Here is an 18,072-nt window from a genome sequence, read left to right as displayed (position 1 = left end):
CCCGAAATCCACAATTCCCATGACCGTCCAGGACGAAGGCAAACCATACGACGACATCAACATCACGCCCATGCTGGATCTGGCGTACGTGCTGCTCGTCATTTTTATCCTCATGTGCACGGCCTCGGTTGCCGGGACAAAGGTCAACCTGCCGAAGTCGAGCAACACACCGGCCAGCCTCGCCAAGCCGAAGACGAAGGCGATCACAGTGAACAACGAGGGTCGTGTCTTTTTGGATACGGTTCCCGTGACGCTCACCGAACTCGAACAGCGGCTCAACTCGCAGAAATCGCTGACGCCGGATTTCCCGGTGGTGGTGCGCGGCGACAGCCTCACGCACTATCAGGGCGTCATGGATGTCCTCGATGTGCTCGGCCGCGTCGGCATCTCGCAAGTTGGCCTCGCCACCAAGTCCGGCAAATAGCCGCCCCCCCTCCTCAACTAATCCAGCACCGCTCCCGATGTCTTTTCCCAACAAAAACGACGACTTGTTCGACGAGGATCTTGACGGTTATCTCATCGAACAGGAGCCCGGCTTTTTCCGCCGCTACGGTCCCGTGCTTGCGCTCTGCGTGGTCGCGGCCGGCGGCATCGCCTGGTGGCTCGTCTCGACTGCCTCCGGCCCGAAGCCCTCCGCTCCAAAACCGCAGGAATTTTCGATGGTCCGGATTGCGCTTCCGCCTCCTCCACCTCCTCCCCCTCCGCAACAAAGACCGGAAGAGACTCCCAAACCCGAGGAAACGCAGCAGCAGATGATCGAACAGGAGCCTGTTGCCGCCGACGAACCCAGGCCCGCCGAAACGCCACAACCTGCCGCCGAGGAATCCACCGCCCCGATGGGCACCAACATCCAAGGCGACGGTCCTCCCGATGGCTTCGGCCTCACCGGCCGCGGCAACGGCGGCATCATCGGCGGCACCGGCACGGGAACCGGCGCCGGGTCCGGTGGTCGCGGCTCTTCCCGCTGGGGTTGGTATGCCGCGCAGATCCAGACGACGGTCTCCTCCGCCCTCAGCAAAAATCCGAAGACCCGCGCCGCCGCCATGGACATTTCCGTGCGCATCTGGCCCGACGCCGCCGGCCGCATCGAGCGCGCCCAACTCGTCACCTCCACCGGCGACCGCGAGATCGACGACGCCATCCGGGACGAAGTCCTCACCGGCCTCATTCTCCGCGAACCTCCGCCCTCCGACATGCCCAGCCCGATCGTTCTCCGCCTGACCGGCAGCCGCCCATGACGGAGAAAACCGAACAACCTGAAACCTGCTCTCCATTCACTCTTCGACTCCTTCCGATTTCCACATGACAACTGCACTGCCACGCCTGCGCCGATCAAAAATCCGGCTTCTTGCCGCGCTCACCGCCGCCGGTCTTTCCGCATTCCTGTCCGTCGCCCATGCCGCCGACGCAGCCGCCGGCGCTTCCGCACCGGCCACCGCGGCGCCCTCGACCAATGCGATGACCAATCTGGTCAACCTGCTCGTGCAGCAGGGGGTCATCACACAGCCGCAGGGCACCGCGCTGATCGCCCAGGCCGAGGCCGATGCGGCCGCCGCCACGGAAGCCGCCGCGCAGGCCGCCCGCCAGGCCGCGCTCGCCCATGCTCCCGGAGGGTCGGTTGCGCCGTCCGCACCGGATACGCCCGCCGGCGCCTTCCCGGTGTCCTCGACCACGGCCGACGGCGCCATCCGGGTCACCTACGTGCCGGAGTCGGTCCGTGAACAGCTCCGCGAGGACATCCGGCAGGATGTCATGAAACAGGCCCGCGAGGAAAACTGGGCCGATCCCCGCGAAGTCCCCGCCTGGACCAAAAAGCTCCGGCTCACCGGCGATCTCCGCTTCCGCTACGAAGGCGCCTGGTTCCCGTCCGGCAACGACACCACCGGGTATCCGGATTTCAATGCCGTCAACCAGGGCTCACCCTATAACCAGTCGGTTACCAATACCGTCCTGCCTCCGATGACCAACGTGGACCAGGACCGCGACCGCCTTCGCCTCCGCGCCCGCCTCGCGCTCGACGCCGACCTCGGCGAAGGTTTTTCCGCCGGCGTGCGCCTGGCCACCGGCAGCGACGATTCCCCCGTCTCCACCAACCAGAGCATGGGCTCCGACGGACTCGGCTCCAAATACGCCCTCTGGCTCGACCGCGGATTTTTGAAATACGACGTCCCCGGTCTCACCGACAGCAAGCTCGCCTTTACTGTCGGACGTTTCGAAAACCCGTTTTTCGCGACCGACCTCATCTGGGATGACGATCTCGGCTTCGACGGCGTCATGGCCCAGGGCAGCCGCCGCATGGGCCGTTTAAAACCCTTCGCCACCCTCGGCCTGTTTCCCGTCTACAACACCAGCTTCAACTTTTCCAGCAACCAGCCGGAGAAGTTCAAAAGCGACGACCGGTGGCTCTACGGCGTCCAGCTCGGCACCGACATCGAACTCGCCAAGGACCTCAGCCTGAAGGTCGCCGTCGCGTATTACGACTACACCAGAATCGCCGGAAAACTCTCGACCCCGATCGACAGCCCGGACGTGGCCGGTGACACCGATTCCCGCCGTCCCGCCTTTGCCCAGAAGGGCAACACCTACATGGCGCTCCGCGACAACACCTATTACACGGATCCGACCTCTCCGTGGTACCAGCAAAACCTCCAGTATTACGGGCTCGCCACGCCGTTCAGCGAACTGACCCTCACCGCCCGGCTCGACTTCCGCCGCTTCGATCCAGTCCATCTTTCGCTCGACTTCGAGTTCGTCAAAAACCTCGCCTACGACGAAGGCCGCATCAATTCCGCCGGTGCGCAGAACAACCTCCGGCCCGGTCCCTCCGGCCTCGTCGATGGCGGCGACACCGGTTACCTCGCCCGGCTCACCGTCGGCGATCCCGTCCTCGAAAAACGCTGGGACTGGCAGGCGAGCATCGCCTACAAATACCTCGAGACCGACGCCGTGGTGGACGGCTTTACCGATTCCGACTTCGGTCTCGGCGGCACCAACCTCAAGGGCTTCATCCTCGGCGCCAGCGTGGGGCTTTCCCGAAACGTCAGCGGCCGCGTCCGCTGGCTGAGCGCCGACAACGTCTCCGGCGCCTCCTACTCCTCCGACGTCTTCCAGTTCGACATCAACGCAAAATTCTAGCCGGACCCGTCACCGCCACTGTCATGAAAACATCACTACTCAAAAACCTGTTCGCCCTCGTGCTGGCCGCGCTTGCGCCGGTCTGCGCCTTCGCCCAGGCCCAGCCCGACAACACGATGGAGCTCCGCCTTCGCGAAGCCCTCCGCAACACGACCCTCCAGCTTCGCGCCGCGCAGAGCGAGAGCGCCGCGCTCCAGGTCACGCAGGCCGAACTCGAAAAGGAGCGCGACGCCTTGAAAAAACAGGTCGCCGCGCTCATCCGGCAAGGTGAGAAAGACCGCGCCGCGGCCGAAAAGGAAATCGCCGACCTCAAGGCCATCGTGGTGACGCAGGAGGAAAAGGTCGGCCAGCTTTCCGCCGACCTTGCGAAGTGGAAGGAATCTTCCGAAAAGGCGTCTCTGCTGGCCCGGGAAAAGGAGCAGGCCCGCGCCGCCCTCGAAATCCGCGTGGCCCAGCTCGAGCGCACCGTGGCCGACCGCGAGGCCCGCAACGTCGCGCTGGTCAAGGTCGGCAACGAAATCCTCGACCGCCTCGAAAAGTTCGGGCTCGGGGATGCGATCAAGGCCCGCGAGCCGTTCATCGGCGCCAAACGCGTGGAAATCCAGAACCTGGTCCAGGACTACTCCGACAAGGTCATGGACCAGAAATACCAGTCCGCCGAACCCGACACCGGATCCGCCACCGCCGCCGCCCGCTGAGTTTCTCCTGAACCGGAGTTTTTAACCACTAATACACACTAATGGACACTGATAATCAGATCTACAGATGTATCTGTTAAAAACTACAGCACTCTTTCCATTAGTGATCATTAGTGTGCATTAGCGGTTAAAAAAACTCCCTCTCCCGTCCTCTTTTCCATCATCATTATCATGAAGTCATCACACAAACGGCTGGCTTGCTTTTTGCTCCTTCGGCTGCCCAAGGGGCGCCCGCTTCGGTCGGCCCTTCGGGCCGGCGCGTCCCGCGCCGCCATCTCCGCGCTTTGCGCTGCGTCAGCTTTCAGTTTTTCCCCGTCTGTCCTCGCCGCCGATGGCGGCTCCGGCATCATCGCCCGCGTCAGCGACACCGATGTCAGGATCGACGACATCCGGTCCTCGCTCGAAAGCCTCGATCCGCGCGAGCAGGCCGCGCTCGCCGCCAACCCCGCGCTGCTCAGCCAGGCGGTGCGTTCGCTGCTGGCCCGCCGGGTCGTCCTCGCCGAGGCCGTCGCCCAAAAATGGGACAAGAATCCCGCCTTCACCGCGCAGCTCGAAAAGCTGCGGGAAAACGCGCTGATCGAAAGCTACCTGCAATCCGTCTCGCAGCCCCCGGCGGATTTCCCGTCCGAGGCCGACCTGCACACCGTTTACGAGGCCAACCGCGCCGCGCTCGTCGCTCCCCGCCAGTTCCGGATTGCCCAGATCTTTGTCGCCGCTCCCGCTCCGGCTGCCGCCGACACCGCCGCCCTCGAAAAGGCCAGGGCCAGGCTCGATTCCGTGACGCAGCAGCTTGCCCGGTCCGGCGCCGACTTCGCCGCCATCGCCCGGAGCGAAAGCGACGAAAAACAGAGCGCGGCCAACGGCGGCGAACTCGGCTGGCTCACCGACGCCCAGCTTCGTCCGGAGATTCGTGATACCGTGACCGCGCTCGCGTCCGGCGCAGTCAGCCAGCCCGTCCGCCTCGCCGATGGCTGGCATATTCTGAAGGCGCTCGAGATCCGCGACGCCCGCCCGCTCACCCTCGACGAGGTCCGTGTGCAGCTCTCGCAGCGCCTCCGCGCCGAACGCCTCCAGGCCAACCGTCAGGCTTACCTGGCGAAGCTGCTCGAGGAAAATCCGATGACCATCAACGAACTCGCCCTCTCCCGGGTGCTCGCACCCAGCCACTAGCACCCTGATTTCAGCTTTCAGTTTTCAGCCTTTCAGCGTTTTACCACCATGCCCACGCCCATCTCATCCGCCGCGTTTCAATCCACGATGGAAGCCGCCGGTTACCGCATCCGGCGTCCAGGCGTGATTTCTTCCTTCATGGCCCCGTGTCCGGAAAAACGCGGTTTCTGTTTCGCCATCTGGCATGATGACGTCACGGAAGGGACGGATCGTCCCGGTTCCGCGCCCGGCAGCGTCACGGTTTTCAGGTCCATCTTCCAGATCGTGGGGGATATTTCATTGCTGGCCGTCACCCGGTGGTATCTGGAACACGACTACGACGGGCGTTTCCGTCTCGATCTCGAACTGAGCATCCATGGCGGTCTCACCCACGATTATCTTCGCCGGCGGATGACCGTTCTGGGCGATCTGATCGCATCCCGGATCGTTCCCGATCTGCACGGCGCCTGCCGTTCCTGGGCATTTGCCAGCCAGCCCGTTTCCGACCGCCTCGCCTCCCGCCTGAAGACAGCGACGGAGAACGGAGGCTCCGACCCGGCGGCCCGATGCGAAGCGCGCCCGTCCGGGTTCTCCGACCTTTCCGCCTGCGCCGCCTGATTCATCTCCCGCCTGCGAAGTCCCTTTCTTGTCCGACACCTTTTTCACCGATCTTCCTGTCATGAACCGTATCGTCCCGCCATCCCGAATTTCCGCGGCCCTCCCGAAAGCATGCCTCGCCGCCGGCAATTTCCTGCGCACGGCCTTCTGCCTGTTCGTATCCGGTTCAGGAATACTCGCCCTGTTCGTCGTCGCCCTGGTTCCCGCGCCCCTGGGCGCCGCCAGCCTGGTCGGCAACATCCGCGCCCGCACCGGAGCGCCTGCCGCGGAAAACCCCTCCGGCGGCACCGGCGGGCAGGCGGTGGACAGCGCCACGGCCACCGCGCTGGCGCAGGCGCAGCGCCAGTCGCTGGTGCGCACCACCCAGGCGATCCTCGCCGTGCGCCAGGCGCAGGCCGCCGCCCGCGCCGCCGCGCTGGCCGGCCTCAGCGAGGTGCCCAATGGGCTCACTCCCGGCGGCCTCGTCGTGGCCGACGGCGCCACGCCCGGCTCCGACCTCTGGCAGGGCGCCGACGGGCCGACCCAGACCCACGCCAACGGCGCCACGGTCGTGGACATCAAGCAGCAGGCGCAAAAGGCGATCCTCACCTGGGAGCAGTTCAACGTGGGGCGTGAAACCACGGTCAACTTCGACCAGCAGGGCAACCGCGACTGGGTCGCCCTCAACCGCGTCAACGATCCCTCGGCCCGCCCCTCGCAAATCCAGGGCCAGATCAAGGCCGACGGCTCCGTCTACATCCTCAACCGCAACGGCATCATCTTCGGCGGCGCCTCCCAGATCAACGTCGGCAACCTCGTCGCCGCTGCGGCCAGCATGACCGACACGCAGTTCCTCAACAACGGCCTTTACGGCGCGAATGCCACCACGCCCTCCTTCACCGATGCCGGCGGCCTCGTGAAAGTCGAGGCCGGCGCGCAGATCACCACGCACGCCCCGCAGTCAGTCACCTCCGGCGGCGGGTACGTGCTCCTGCTCGGCACCGGGGTGACCAACGAAGGCACGATCATCACGCCCAAGGGCCAGGCCGCCCTCGCCGCCGGCGATGACTTCAGCGTGCGGCGCGGCTACGGCACCGAGGAAAACCAATATTCCACCACGCGGGGCAACGAAGTCAGCAGCCTCATCGACAACGGTTCGGATGCCGGCACCGTCATCAATCGCGGTCTGATCGAGGCGAGCGAAGGCGACATCACCCTCGCCGGTCGCACCGTCATCCAGGACGGCGTGGCCCTTGCCAGCACCTCGGTCAACCAGCGCGGCACGATCCACCTGCTCAATGCCGCCTCCGATGCCTCCGGCTCCGTCACCCTCACCGGCAACAGCCTCACTGCCATCCTGCCCGAACTGGACAGCGATGCCACCGCCCTCGACAGCCAGCGCGACGCCCTCATCGCGGCCTCCGACGAGGCCAACCTGCTGCGCGGCGGCGGCATGGCCGACCGCCTCGACCAGTCCCGCATCGAAATCACCACCGGCGGCGACGTGCTCTTCGAGGGCGGCTCGCTCACGATGGCCCAGGGCGGGCAGGTGGCCGTGCAGGCCACCGCCGGCCGCATCACCGTGGAGGACGGGGCGACCATCGACGTCTCCGGCGTGCGCGGCGTCGCCCTCGACATGGCTTCCAACACCATCAGGGTCAATATTCAGGGCAATGAACTGCGCGACTCTCCGCTCAACCGCGAGGAGGACTGGCTCAAAAATCAGGACGTGTGGATCGACCTCCGCGACCTGATCTACGTGCCCGCCGGCACCGGCGGCTACGAAAGCGACCGCTGGTATACCGCCGGCGGCCTCCTCGAAGTCGGCGGCTACCTCGCCAACACCGCCCACACCATCGGCGAGTGGGCCTCCATCGGCGGCACCATCACGCTCGCCGCGAACGAAGTGGTGGCCCATCAGGGCGCGACCTTCGATCTCTCCGGCGGCTCCCTCGACTACGCGGCCGGCGCCACCACCGTAACCCGCGTGCTCGGCAGCGACGGCAAGCTCTACGATCTCGCCAGCGCCCCCGCCGACCTGACCTTTTTCGCCCTCGGCAACGCCCACATCGAAAAGTCCGCAAAGTGGGGCGTCGTCAAGGTCTGGACCAACCCGCTCACCAACCAGGCCCACGTCACGCGCCAGGAGGAGGGCTACACCGTCGGTCGCGACGCCGGCACGCTCATTCTGACGACGCCCACCGCCGTGTTCGATGGCACGATCCTGGCCGACGTCGTCACCGGTTCGCGCCAGATCCACGCCCGCCCCGGCGGCGTCACCGACGGCTACAAGCTCGGGCAGACGCAAGCGGCGCTCGCGGGCCGGCTCACGCTCAGCGGCTACCAGACGAGCCTCATTAACAACGTCATTACGACCATCGTGGTCCCGGTCGCCTCCGCCGTCACCTTCAGCAACGATCCCCGTCCGGACGATCCCACCGGGACAAGCTGGTTCAACGCCGATGCGCTCAACAGTTTCGGCCTTGGCGGCCTCCATGTGGCAACTTCGCGCACGATCGCGGTGGAGGACGATCTCGTCCTTGCGCGCGGCGCGGACGTATCGCTGGCGGCCGCCGAGAGCGTGACGGTCGATGCTTCCATTGTCGCACGCAGCGGCAATGTGACGCTCGGTGGAAGCGGACTGCCCGTCGTCGATGGTGGTATTGCGACCCAGACGATCACGCTGCGGCCAGGTGCCGGGATCGACACGCGCGGGCTTTGGACCAATGCTTTGCTCGATCCCTCCGATCTGTCTGGGCTGGCCTATGTCGATGGCGGCAACGTAATTTTGCGAGCGTCGGGCAATGTCGTCTTGGAAACCGGCTCGAAAATCGACGCATCGGCCGGCGGCGTGTTGCTGGTGACTGGCGATACCGTCGGCGGCGCGGGCGGCGACATATCCCTGTTGGCGAGTTACGCGCCGCTCGGAGGTGTCAGCGCCGATGCGGCGGGGATGCTGCAACTCGACGGCACACTGTCTTCCTACGGCGTCACCAGGGGCGGCAAGCTGACGCTGCGCAGCGGCGGCATAGTCGTGATTGGCGACGAAGGCTACGATCTCGGGACGACGATGGAGGCCGGCGAGACGCTGCCGGTCGATGTCATCCTGACCGAAGATGTCGTCTGGCCGGCAGGCACGCCATTGCCTGCCTCAGCAACGCTCCTCGTCGAAAAGATCGTTCCAGAGGGCGTTCTGACAGACGATGTGCAACTGGTCCTCCCCCCCGGCAATCCCCTGACTTTGACCACCGATCTCATTATCCAGCCGGACGGAGTGACCGGAACATTTGGTTCCTATTTTTATACGTCACCAACTGGACAATCCACTTCGCTAAACACCCGGACTGGCGGGATTATTCCAAAAGGCAGCAGGCTATCGGGCGTTGCAACCTTCTTCGCCGGATTGGTCACTGTGGGCTCCGAAGGGTTTAACCTTGGCATTGTAAGCACTGTGTTTTCCGCAGGCAGCACCGCTCCGCAGGATGTCACCTTCCAGGCAGGCCAAAGGCTCGTTCAGAATAGCGTGCTGCCGACCTCGATCTCGTTCAAGCCGCTCAGCTATGTCCACCTTGCAGCAGATGCCTTGACGGGCGGCTTTTCCGGCTACGATGTTCACGGAATCTCGGGCCTCGTGATTGCGGACAATGTGGCGCTGAAGCCGACTATGCCGGTCTATCGACTGGGCGCGGCGAGCTTCTCGGCGCCCACCGGCACCGACCCGTCATCCGCACTGGAGCTGTGGACGCCGCCCGCTTACCTTGAAAACCCCGAAACGGCGGCACTGACGCAAAGAGGCGGTGTCGATCTCAGTTTCTCTTCCGGCTACGAGGCAGGCGATGCAAGCGGAAATGCCTCCGTCCTTCGCGGCTGGGTCTATATCGGCGAAGGTGCGTCGATCGAAGTCGATCCGGGACATAACATCACGCTGACCAGTGGCGGGCAACTCACCGTCGAGGGCCGCATCGTCGCGCCCGGCGGCCAAATCAACCTTCTCGGCTCGACGTTGGTCGACACCAATAGCCAAGGCAGTTCCCAAGATTTCGCCGACTTTGGGACGACATCCATCTGGGTCGGCAGCAGAGCGGTGCTCGACGTTTCGGCCCGCGCCTACACGGCGTTCGATGCCCAGGGCCGCGTTTATGGCACCGTGCCAGACGGCGGTTCGATCACGCTCGGCAGCTATGAAGGACTCAACGCCCAGACGCAGGTCGCCGATGCGGCACGGGCGTTCATCATCGTTCGTCCGGGGGCCGTATTGTCGGCCGATGGGACCAGCGCCGCCATCAATCTTACTCCCGATCTGTTGGGCAATGGTCTTGGCGGACCGGGCTCTTCCTCAACGACAGTCGCCAGCAATGGCGGCGAGATTGCCATGCGTTCCTATACCGGCATCTATAACGACGGACTGCTGAGCGCCAGATCAGGCGGCGCCAGCGCGGCCGGCGGGACGCTTTCGCTCGTGCTTGAACTCCCCTCGCTTGCAGGCAAACCTGCGCCTCGCGTGCTGACGATCTCACAGGATCACGCTCAGGATGTTTTGCCGGACGCGCTCTTTGCCGGCATGGGCGACACCAATTTGAAGGCCGGCAGTGCAAGGATCAGCACCTCGCAGATCGAGAATGGCGGATTTGACAATGTGTCGCTTTGGGGGCGCAGCGCGATCCTGTTCGATGGCGATGTCTCGCTCAACGTCGGTCAGAGCCTCGCCTTGCTCAAGGGTGCAATCTACAATTCTAGCGAAACCGGGCGTGTCAACATCGAAGCCCCGTATATCCTGTTCGCCGGCCAGACGAGCATCAATCCGCCCGACACCATTGTCGGCACTCCGGGACAGGCCATTTATGCGGCGGCGAGCACTTCAGGCATGGCATTCAACGCCGCGGCCGATCTCATCGACGTGCGGGATGCCGTCGGCCTCGCCTTTGTCGACAGCACGCTCACCAGTCGCGGTGATATTCGCTTTCTGAAAAGCTCGGACAAGCCCCGTCAAGCGCAAGCCCAGCCAACGCTGCTGGGAGCAGCGAGCAACCTCAACCTGATCGCGCAGCAGCTCTATCCCGATTCTGGCGCCGAGGTTCGCGTCGTTGCAGGCGCGCTGCCTTCGAGCAACAACCTGGGCCGTCCTCCCTTTGCATCCGACAGCGTGCTGACGATCGGGTCGATCGACGGCGTCGATCCCGGCGTTCCCTATTCCCTCTTCGGCACGATCGAGTTGTCGGCCGCGACCGTTCGCCAGGGCGGCATCGTGCGTGCGCCGCTCGGCTCGATCATGCTCGGATCGAGCTATGGTGATCTCAGCGGTTCGGACACGGTGTTGACCGAACTGCTGCCCGGCAGCATCACTTCGGTCAGCGCCAAGGGCCTCATCATGCCTTATGGCGGAACCACCGATGGCGTCATCTACACGGTCGATGGCGATGATGCAGTCACGCCCAATCTTTTCACAGGCGAATTGGCAATCGGCACGGCGAGCGGGCAGACCGGGGTCTATTTGAATGGCGTCAACATCCGCAGCGATGCCGGCTCGCTGCTCGATCTTTCCGGTGGCGGTGAGCTGACCGGCGCGGGCTTCGTCTCCGGGCGCGGCGGCTCAATCGACGTGCTGCTACACCCGCTGATCGACGCCAATCCCGCGAACAGCTACAGCGCGTCGGGCAACCAGGTCTTTTCCATCGTCCCAGGCGCCCGCATCGCGCCCGCCGGCGCCAGCTACTATGATGCCTGGACGGGCGACTTACCTGAAGTGGGCCGTCAGATCACCATCCCCGAGGGCGTGCCTGGTCTTCCTGCCGGAACCTATACGCTGATGCCGGCCAGCTATGCGCTGCTGCCGGGCGCGTTCCGAATCGAAATCGGACGGCAGAGTCCGGCGGCGATCGACGGCGCAAAATCTCTGCCCAACGGTTCCTATCTGATGAGCGGCGTGCAGAGCATCGCGCATACGACCGTCAAGGACAATCTCTCGAGCCAGATCATCGTCACCCCTGGAACGCCGCTGCGGACCTACGGACAATATAACGAACAAGGCTATGTCGCCTTCCAACTCGCCCAGGCGGCGACCTTCGGCACCGTGCGCGCGCTGCTGCCCAACGACGGCAAGTTCCTGACGATCAATATCAACCCGCTTGCCCCCGGAAGCGAGCCTACGGACGAAGCTGCCCTGGACTTCAAGGGGCACACCGATATGACGGCGGCAGAGGGCGGCTTCGGCGGCTATCTGGTGCTGGCTGGCGGCGGAACGCTTGCGATTACCGGCCCCGATAGCGACACCCGGCGTAGCGAGAGTGTCACGACCATCAATGCTGATGCGATCAACAGCATCGGGGCGCCCAACATCTATATCGGCAAGACACCGCGCGGGAGTGTGGCGGACGCCCTCACCAGAAAATTCGCGGGCGTCGATTTCTTTCCAATCCAATACAACAACACCAAGAGCCCAACGGCGATCCGGCTTGAGTCTGGCGCTGTATTGAATGGGTCGCAGATCATCCTCGTCGCTGCCGGATCAATTGTCCTTGAGTCGGATTCGAGCATCAACACCTTGGGCAGCGGTGTTTCTGCACCGGGGCTGGAGTTCGGTTATCTGGTCGATCCGACCGATAACGCTGTGCTTGCTGTTACCAATGGCGAGATCGGTTTCCGCAGCACATTACCTGGTGGCGCCACCATCACCGTCGAGGATGGCGCCTCAATCTATTCCAAGGGCAGCGTCAACCTTGTGGCCAGCGGTGGCGCCACGTTCGGGCAGACCGACGTGCGGATCGGTGCCCGCAATCTCTCGCTGGAGCTTCCGTGGATCAATATCGGCGAGCTGGACGGCGTGAATGTTCCGGGCGGCCTCAACATCGACCAAGATCTTTTAGATCGCCTGTTGGACGGTGATCCGTCGGTCGGCTCGCCGGCGGTCGAACGGCTTGTCCTGGCGGCGTCGAATTCAATCAATTTCTATGGTTCGGCCGAGCTGGACGCGCGTGGCGGTCAAAGCGGCACCACATTGGTCCTGAGCAGCCCTGCGATCTACGGCTATGGGTCGAATACCGACACGGTGCATATCCTTGCCGACACGCTCATCTGGAGCGGCAAGACCTCGACCGAAACCGTGCTCGGCCAGCCTCGGGAGACGGCCGCCACACCGGGCGCCATCATCCCCGACGGCCCCGGCACGGGACAGGGGACGTTCACGATCGACGCGAACCGCATCGTCTTTGGCTATCCAGATCAGTCGCAGCCGACCGGCACCGTAACGGTGGACCGTCTGATGCTCGGCTTCTCGCAGGTGAATTTCAACGCCAGCGACCGCATCACTGCCAATCATCTCGGCACGCTGTCGGTCTATCAGGCCGGTGATGATCCTAGCGCCGGTTTCGATGCCGCAACCTACGCGGGCACCGGCGGCAATCTGAACTTCAGCACCCCCTTGCTCACGACTGAAGCAGGAGCGTCGATCGCCTATCGTGCCGGCGGCGCGGTGAGCATCGCCGCACCGGAAGGCGCGAACCCGAGCGTGGTCGCATCGAAGGATCTGGGTGGGGAAATCAGCATCGGCGGCGACTCGATCACCGTCGCGACAGCCATTGTCCTGCCTAGTGGCAAGCTGGCCCTGACCGCATCCAACGATATTCTCCTCACGGACAGTTCGCGGCTCGATCTTGCGGGTCACGCGATCCAGTTCTTCGACGTCACGCGATATAGCTGGGGCGGCGCCGTCGAGCTGGAAAGCACGCACGGCAACATCATCCAGCAGGCCGGCTCGGTCATCGACCTCTCGGCGACCAACGAGGACGCCGGCTCGCTGAAGCTGACCGCCACCGATGCGGACGCCGGGCGGGTTCTGCTGAGCGGCGCGCTGCTCGGTAAGGGGGACGAAGGGCATTTGGGTGGCGTTTTCGACGTTCGCGCGCAGCGGATCGGAGAGGACGCGGTCGACCTAACCGCTGACTTCTCCGCGCTCAACGGGCGGCTGAACGACGCCGGCTTCTTCGGCGGGCGGAGCTTCGTGCTGAAGCAGGGCGACCTGACGATCGGTGACGAGCTGCGCGGTCACGAGATCAACGTCTCGGTGGACAGCGGCAGCATGACGGTGAACGGTCGGATCGACGCTTCCAACACAGCGCCGGGCACTATCCGCCTTGCCGCGCGCGACGACCTGACATTGGCCGGCTCTGCCGTGCTTGATGCGAGCGGATCGGTATTGCAGGTCGACAGCTACGGCCAGCCGATCGAGGCGAAGAACCATGGCCAGATCGAGCTGACCAGTCGTAACGGCTGGCTCCGCATCAACCGAAACGCCACGCTCGATGTCTCGGCGCCGGACCATGCTTGGGGTCGGGTGGAGCTGAATGTCGGTCGCACCAGGGAGACGAGCGGCGACGCTCGTATCGACGCGGCGGACGCGATCACAATCCGCGGCGCGGACAGTATCGCGCTCAACGCCTTCTGGAGCTATTCACCGACCGATGCGGCCGGCACGATCGTCCAGGACAATGGCGCAAGCGCACCCGTGGACGCCGCTGGCCGCATCGGGCTGGATCAGATCGACATCCGCAACGCGCAGTTCGCCGACACGGCGCTGTTGCCGAACTCCGCGCTGCGTGGCCGCATCGCGGGACTGTCGGCCTATGAGGACGCCTTCCATCTGCGGCCCGGCGTCGAGATCAATAGCGCGGACACACCAAACGGCGATCTAACCGTTGACGGAGACCTCGATCTTTCCGGCTACCGCTATGACAGCCTCAACCCGGACTTCGCGAAGACCGCTGTCTATGGCTCGGGCGAGCCGTTGGCACTTGTCCTTCGGGCATCCGCTGATCTTATCATCAACGGAACCATTTCGGATGGGTTTGCTCGTGTCGAAAGTCGCCTGCCTGTCTTTTCGGACTTCGTGACGAATATCACCAGTGACGCATTCTTCAGGCACGGCACCAGCGCGACCGTCGGCGGCGACTACTCCTTTATCAACTCGAACTCATTGGCGACACCGCCGATATATCTGACTGCCGACTGGACGGTCCCGAATATCCCGATATATGACGCTGCCAATCGCTACCCAAGGAACGCGACTACGGGCCAGACTTACGCTCCGGGACAAACCATTCCGGCGGGCACGTCCTTTAACCTGTTGTATGTGCTCGACGCCGCATTCGGGACGCCCAACGCGCCCGCGCTCGCCAAGACGATCGTTGCGCCAGGGCAACAGGCTGTTGACGCAACGTCAATGACGGCTCCGCTGCTTGCAGCCGGCAGTCAATCCGCGAACATCAGACTAGTCAGCGGCGCCGATCTCGGTTCGGCAGACGCGCGGACGCTCCAGCCGCGCAGCGCGCAACTCTACAATCCCGGCGGCACAACTTTCGGTGCCGCGATAAATTTGGGTAACAACAGCGGTGTCACAGTTTTTTCCAATGTGGATTTCGGCTGGGGCTATCCTACCGATGCCTACCTCGGCAGTTCGGGCAGCTACTACTTCGCTGAGGATTGGGTCGTTCCGAACAGCCCATTCTATGCAGCGTTCCAGTCTCCGGGATATTTCACTGATAGCAGCGGCACGCAGTATGCGCCGGGAAGCGTGGTCAAGAAAGGAACGGCGATCAATTTTTCGGCGTCCACCTGGGTCTTCGATGCAAGCACTGCATTGCCAGATTTGACGGACACCGTGACCACGGTTCAGCCAGGGCATTCGGGTAGCATCCGGCTCGACAACGCGCACCAAGTCAATGGCCGGACTGTGCCCAGCCTGATCCGCACCGGCACCGGCAACCTCGAACTGCTGGCGGCCAGCGACCTTGTCCAAAATTCCTTGTTCGGCGTCTATACGGCAGGCGCCCAAGTCGTTGCGCCCCCCGGTTATGCCCCTTCGGCAAACTCTTACTTCGCCGATCATGGCGGCGATCTCTTGATCGCGACGCAAGGCGACCTGCGCGGAACCAATCAGGCCGCGGCCGTCTCCGACTGGCTTGTGTCCAGCCTGGCGCCGGATGGCACCGGGATCTGGTCGATCCGTTTCGGCGACACTGTGGCCGGGGCCTTCTCCGGCTTGGGTGCCTTGGGCGGAGGTAATGTCACAATTCTAGCGGGAGGCGATGCCGACCGGATCGTCGCTGCTGTCGCGTCGAGCGGCTTTGTGACAAACGACACTCTTTCCCAGACGGGCGGCGGCGACCTAACCGTGAGGATCGGGGGCCGTCTCAACCAGGCTGTCTTCCAGGACACGTCTGGAAGCGACCAAGGGAATGGCGTCTTCGTCAATGTGCGCGGCGATATGCGCATCGACGCTGGTGCGATCGGCACCGTGCCGCTGACTTACAGCGGCAGCGGTATCTACAACGACCCGCGGGGTTCCGACCCGTTTGCGCCCACGAACGTCCTGACGGCTTGGGGCGGACCGATCCTCGTGCCCGGCGATGGCAACTCCGTGCTGCGGACGCGCGGCGATCTTGCTCTTGGCGGCGTCGGCACGCCCGTGACCACATTCTCTCTGTGGCGGAATGACACCGCCATTCGCCTGTTCTCGGCGGGCGGCAATCTGGTTCCCTACAACGGCAACAATCCGACGAGCAACGAGGTGTGGATACAGAGTAGTGGCGAGAACAGCTATTATCTGCTCCCGCCCATCCTGAGCGCGGTCGCGGCAAGCGGCGGCATCTTTTCCTCGTCGGTCAATCCCTACAGTTTCGAGCTGGTATCTTCGCCCCAGGGCCAACTGGAATTTCTCGCGCAGGATTCGATCTACGGGATCGGCGACAGGTTGATGACCCACGGCCGCTGGAATGTATCGGGCCGGACGACCGATCCGGCTACCGTGTCGAGTCCGTTCAAGCCCGGTGCGCTTCTCGACCGGACTTCGGATTTTGTGACGACGCTTGAGCATGAGGGCGATCTCGATCCGATCCGACTCTATGCAGTCAACGGCGACATCACTAACTTCGCGCTGGGCGAGCAACGGGGCGACCTGCAAAACAATAGTAGGACGATCGCTGCCAAGGCCGTCCAGATTCGGGCTGGGCGTGACATCGTCAACTTCGGCAACTTCCGATCGCTGTCTGGAACGCAGGCGTTGATGCCAAGCGTCATCATGAATGTGAACGACACCGACGTCTCGGTCATCTCCGCCGGCCGGGATATGTTCTACACCAATGTGCTGATGGCCGGTCCGGGCACGCTCGAGGTTAGTGCCGGCCGCAACATCTATCAGGGCGACAACGGCAGCGTCACCAGCGTCGGCCCGGTTGCCGTCGGCGACACACGCGCTGGCGCTTCGATCGCAATGGAAGCTGGGATTGCGAACGATGTCGCATGGGATGCCGTGCGCGACCTCTATTTGGACCCGACCAATCTCGCCGATCCAGACTTCCCGCTGGCGCACCCCAACAACGAAGGCAAGGTGGCCCACACCTACGACGCGGAACTGGTTGATTGGCTGGACGGGCGCTACGGTTTCAGCGGTTCGACCGACGAGGCGTTGGCTTATTTCGACGCGCTCGCGCCGGAGCAGCAGCGCATCTTCCTGCGGCAAGTTTATTATGCGGAGCTGCGCGAGGGCGGCCGGGAATATAACAACCCGGACAGCGGCCGTTTCGGCTCTTACCTGCGCGGCCGACAGATGATCGCGACCCTGTTCCCGGAGGAGGATGCCGAGGGCAATCCCATCGAACGTTCCGGCAATATCACGATGTTCGGCGGCTCGGGCGTGCGCACGCAGTTCGGCGGCGGCATCCAGATGCTTGCCCCCGGAGGCCAGATCATCGTCGGCGTCGAAGGGCTGGTGCCTCCCTCGACTGCGGGTGTCGTCACCCAGGGCGCGGGCGACATCCAGATGTATTCGCAGGGCAGCATCCTGCTCGGCCTGTCGCGCATCATGACGACCTTCGGCGGCGACATTTTCGGCTGGTCGGCGGAAGGCGACATCAATGCCGGCCGCGGTGCCAAGACAACGATCGTCTACACCCCGGCCCGCCGCGTCTATGACAACTACGGCAACGTGACGCTATCGCCGACCGTGCCCTCATCGGGCGCGGGCATTGCCACGCTCAACCCGATCCCGGAAGTTCCCCCCGGCGACGTGGACCTGATCGCGCCGCTCGGCACGATCGACGTCGGCGAGGCCGGTATCCGGGTCTCGGGCAACATCAACCTGGCCGCGCTCCAGATCATCAACGCCGCCAACATCCAGGTGCAGGGCAACGCCACCGGCATTCCGGTGGCCGCCATGCCGAACCTCGGTGCGATCACGGCGGCCACCAATACCGCCAATGCCGCCACGGCGGGCGCGATGGAAGCCGCGGCCGAGGCCCGCCGCAGCCCGGTCGCCGCACCGGTCATCCCCTCGATCTTCCGGGTGCAGGTGATCGGCTACGGCGGTCTCGAAAACGAGGAGCCGGAGAAAAACACGACACAAACGGCCCCGGCTCCCGCCGGGGTCCCCCTGGCCCGGCTCGACCGCTGAACCGCTGCCGGGGGGCGTTCCCCGGGGCGATTTCCGGTAGCCACTTCAAGA

7 protein-coding genes are annotated in these 18,072 nt (G+C 64.1%); all 7 read left to right on the top strand.

Features of this window, described 5'->3' with window-relative positions; translation table 11 throughout:
• The first annotated feature begins 19 nt into the window (after window positions 1–19).
• The 7 genes from OPIT5_22235 (at window position 20) to OPIT5_22205 (ending at window position 18,021) form a co-directional block, all read left to right on the top strand.
• Window positions 20–424, top strand: a complete 405-nt coding sequence (locus tag OPIT5_22235; GenBank protein AHF92547.1) for a transporter — start codon at window positions 20–22, stop codon at window positions 422–424.
• A 37-nt stretch (window positions 425–461) separates the two neighbouring features.
• Window positions 462–1,238, top strand: coding sequence for a hypothetical protein (locus tag OPIT5_22230; protein ID AHF92546.1), 777 nt, complete (start codon window positions 462–464; stop codon window positions 1,236–1,238).
• Between the two features lie 64 nt (window positions 1,239–1,302).
• Window positions 1,303–3,135, top strand: coding sequence for a hypothetical protein (locus OPIT5_22225; protein AHF92545.1), 1,833 nt, complete (start codon window positions 1,303–1,305; stop codon window positions 3,133–3,135).
• A gap of 23 nt (window positions 3,136–3,158) precedes the next feature.
• Window positions 3,159–3,833, top strand: a complete 675-nt coding sequence (locus OPIT5_22220) for a hypothetical protein (protein AHF92544.1) — start codon at window positions 3,159–3,161, stop codon at window positions 3,831–3,833.
• Window positions 3,834–4,004: 171 nt separating this feature from the next.
• Window positions 4,005–5,003, top strand: coding sequence for a peptidyl-prolyl cis-trans isomerase (locus OPIT5_22215; GenBank protein ID AHF92543.1), 999 nt, complete (start codon window positions 4,005–4,007; stop codon window positions 5,001–5,003).
• Window positions 5,004–5,051: 48 nt separating this feature from the next.
• Entirely contained in the window at window positions 5,052–5,600 is a 549-nt protein-coding gene (locus OPIT5_22210; protein ID AHF92542.1) for a hypothetical protein, read from the top strand.
• 61 nt (window positions 5,601–5,661) lie between these two features.
• Entirely contained in the window at window positions 5,662–18,021 is a 12,360-nt protein-coding gene (locus OPIT5_22205) for a hemagglutinin (GenBank protein AHF92541.1), read from the top strand.
• The last annotated feature ends 51 nt before the right edge of the window (window positions 18,022–18,072 follow it).

Source organism: Opitutaceae bacterium TAV5 (genome assembly GCA_000242935.3).
Taxonomy (GTDB): Bacteria; Verrucomicrobiota; Verrucomicrobiia; order Opitutales; family Opitutaceae; genus Geminisphaera.
Note: the sequence above shows the minus strand (reverse complement) of the source record. Positions and strands in the feature narration are given on the sequence as shown.

Coding starts and splice junctions, on each gene's coding strand:
- OPIT5_22225 (AHF92545.1), top strand. CDS start 1,303: ATGACAACTGCACTGCCACGCCTGCGCCGATCAAAAATCCGGCTTCTT.
- OPIT5_22235 (AHF92547.1), top strand. CDS start 20: ATGACCGTCCAGGACGAAGGCAAACCATACGACGACATCAACATCACG.
- OPIT5_22210 (AHF92542.1), top strand. CDS start 5,052: ATGCCCACGCCCATCTCATCCGCCGCGTTTCAATCCACGATGGAAGCC.
- OPIT5_22220 (AHF92544.1), top strand. CDS start 3,159: ATGAAAACATCACTACTCAAAAACCTGTTCGCCCTCGTGCTGGCCGCG.
- OPIT5_22205 (AHF92541.1), top strand. CDS start 5,662: ATGAACCGTATCGTCCCGCCATCCCGAATTTCCGCGGCCCTCCCGAAA.
- OPIT5_22215 (AHF92543.1), top strand. CDS start 4,005: ATGAAGTCATCACACAAACGGCTGGCTTGCTTTTTGCTCCTTCGGCTG.
- OPIT5_22230 (AHF92546.1), top strand. CDS start 462: ATGTCTTTTCCCAACAAAAACGACGACTTGTTCGACGAGGATCTTGAC.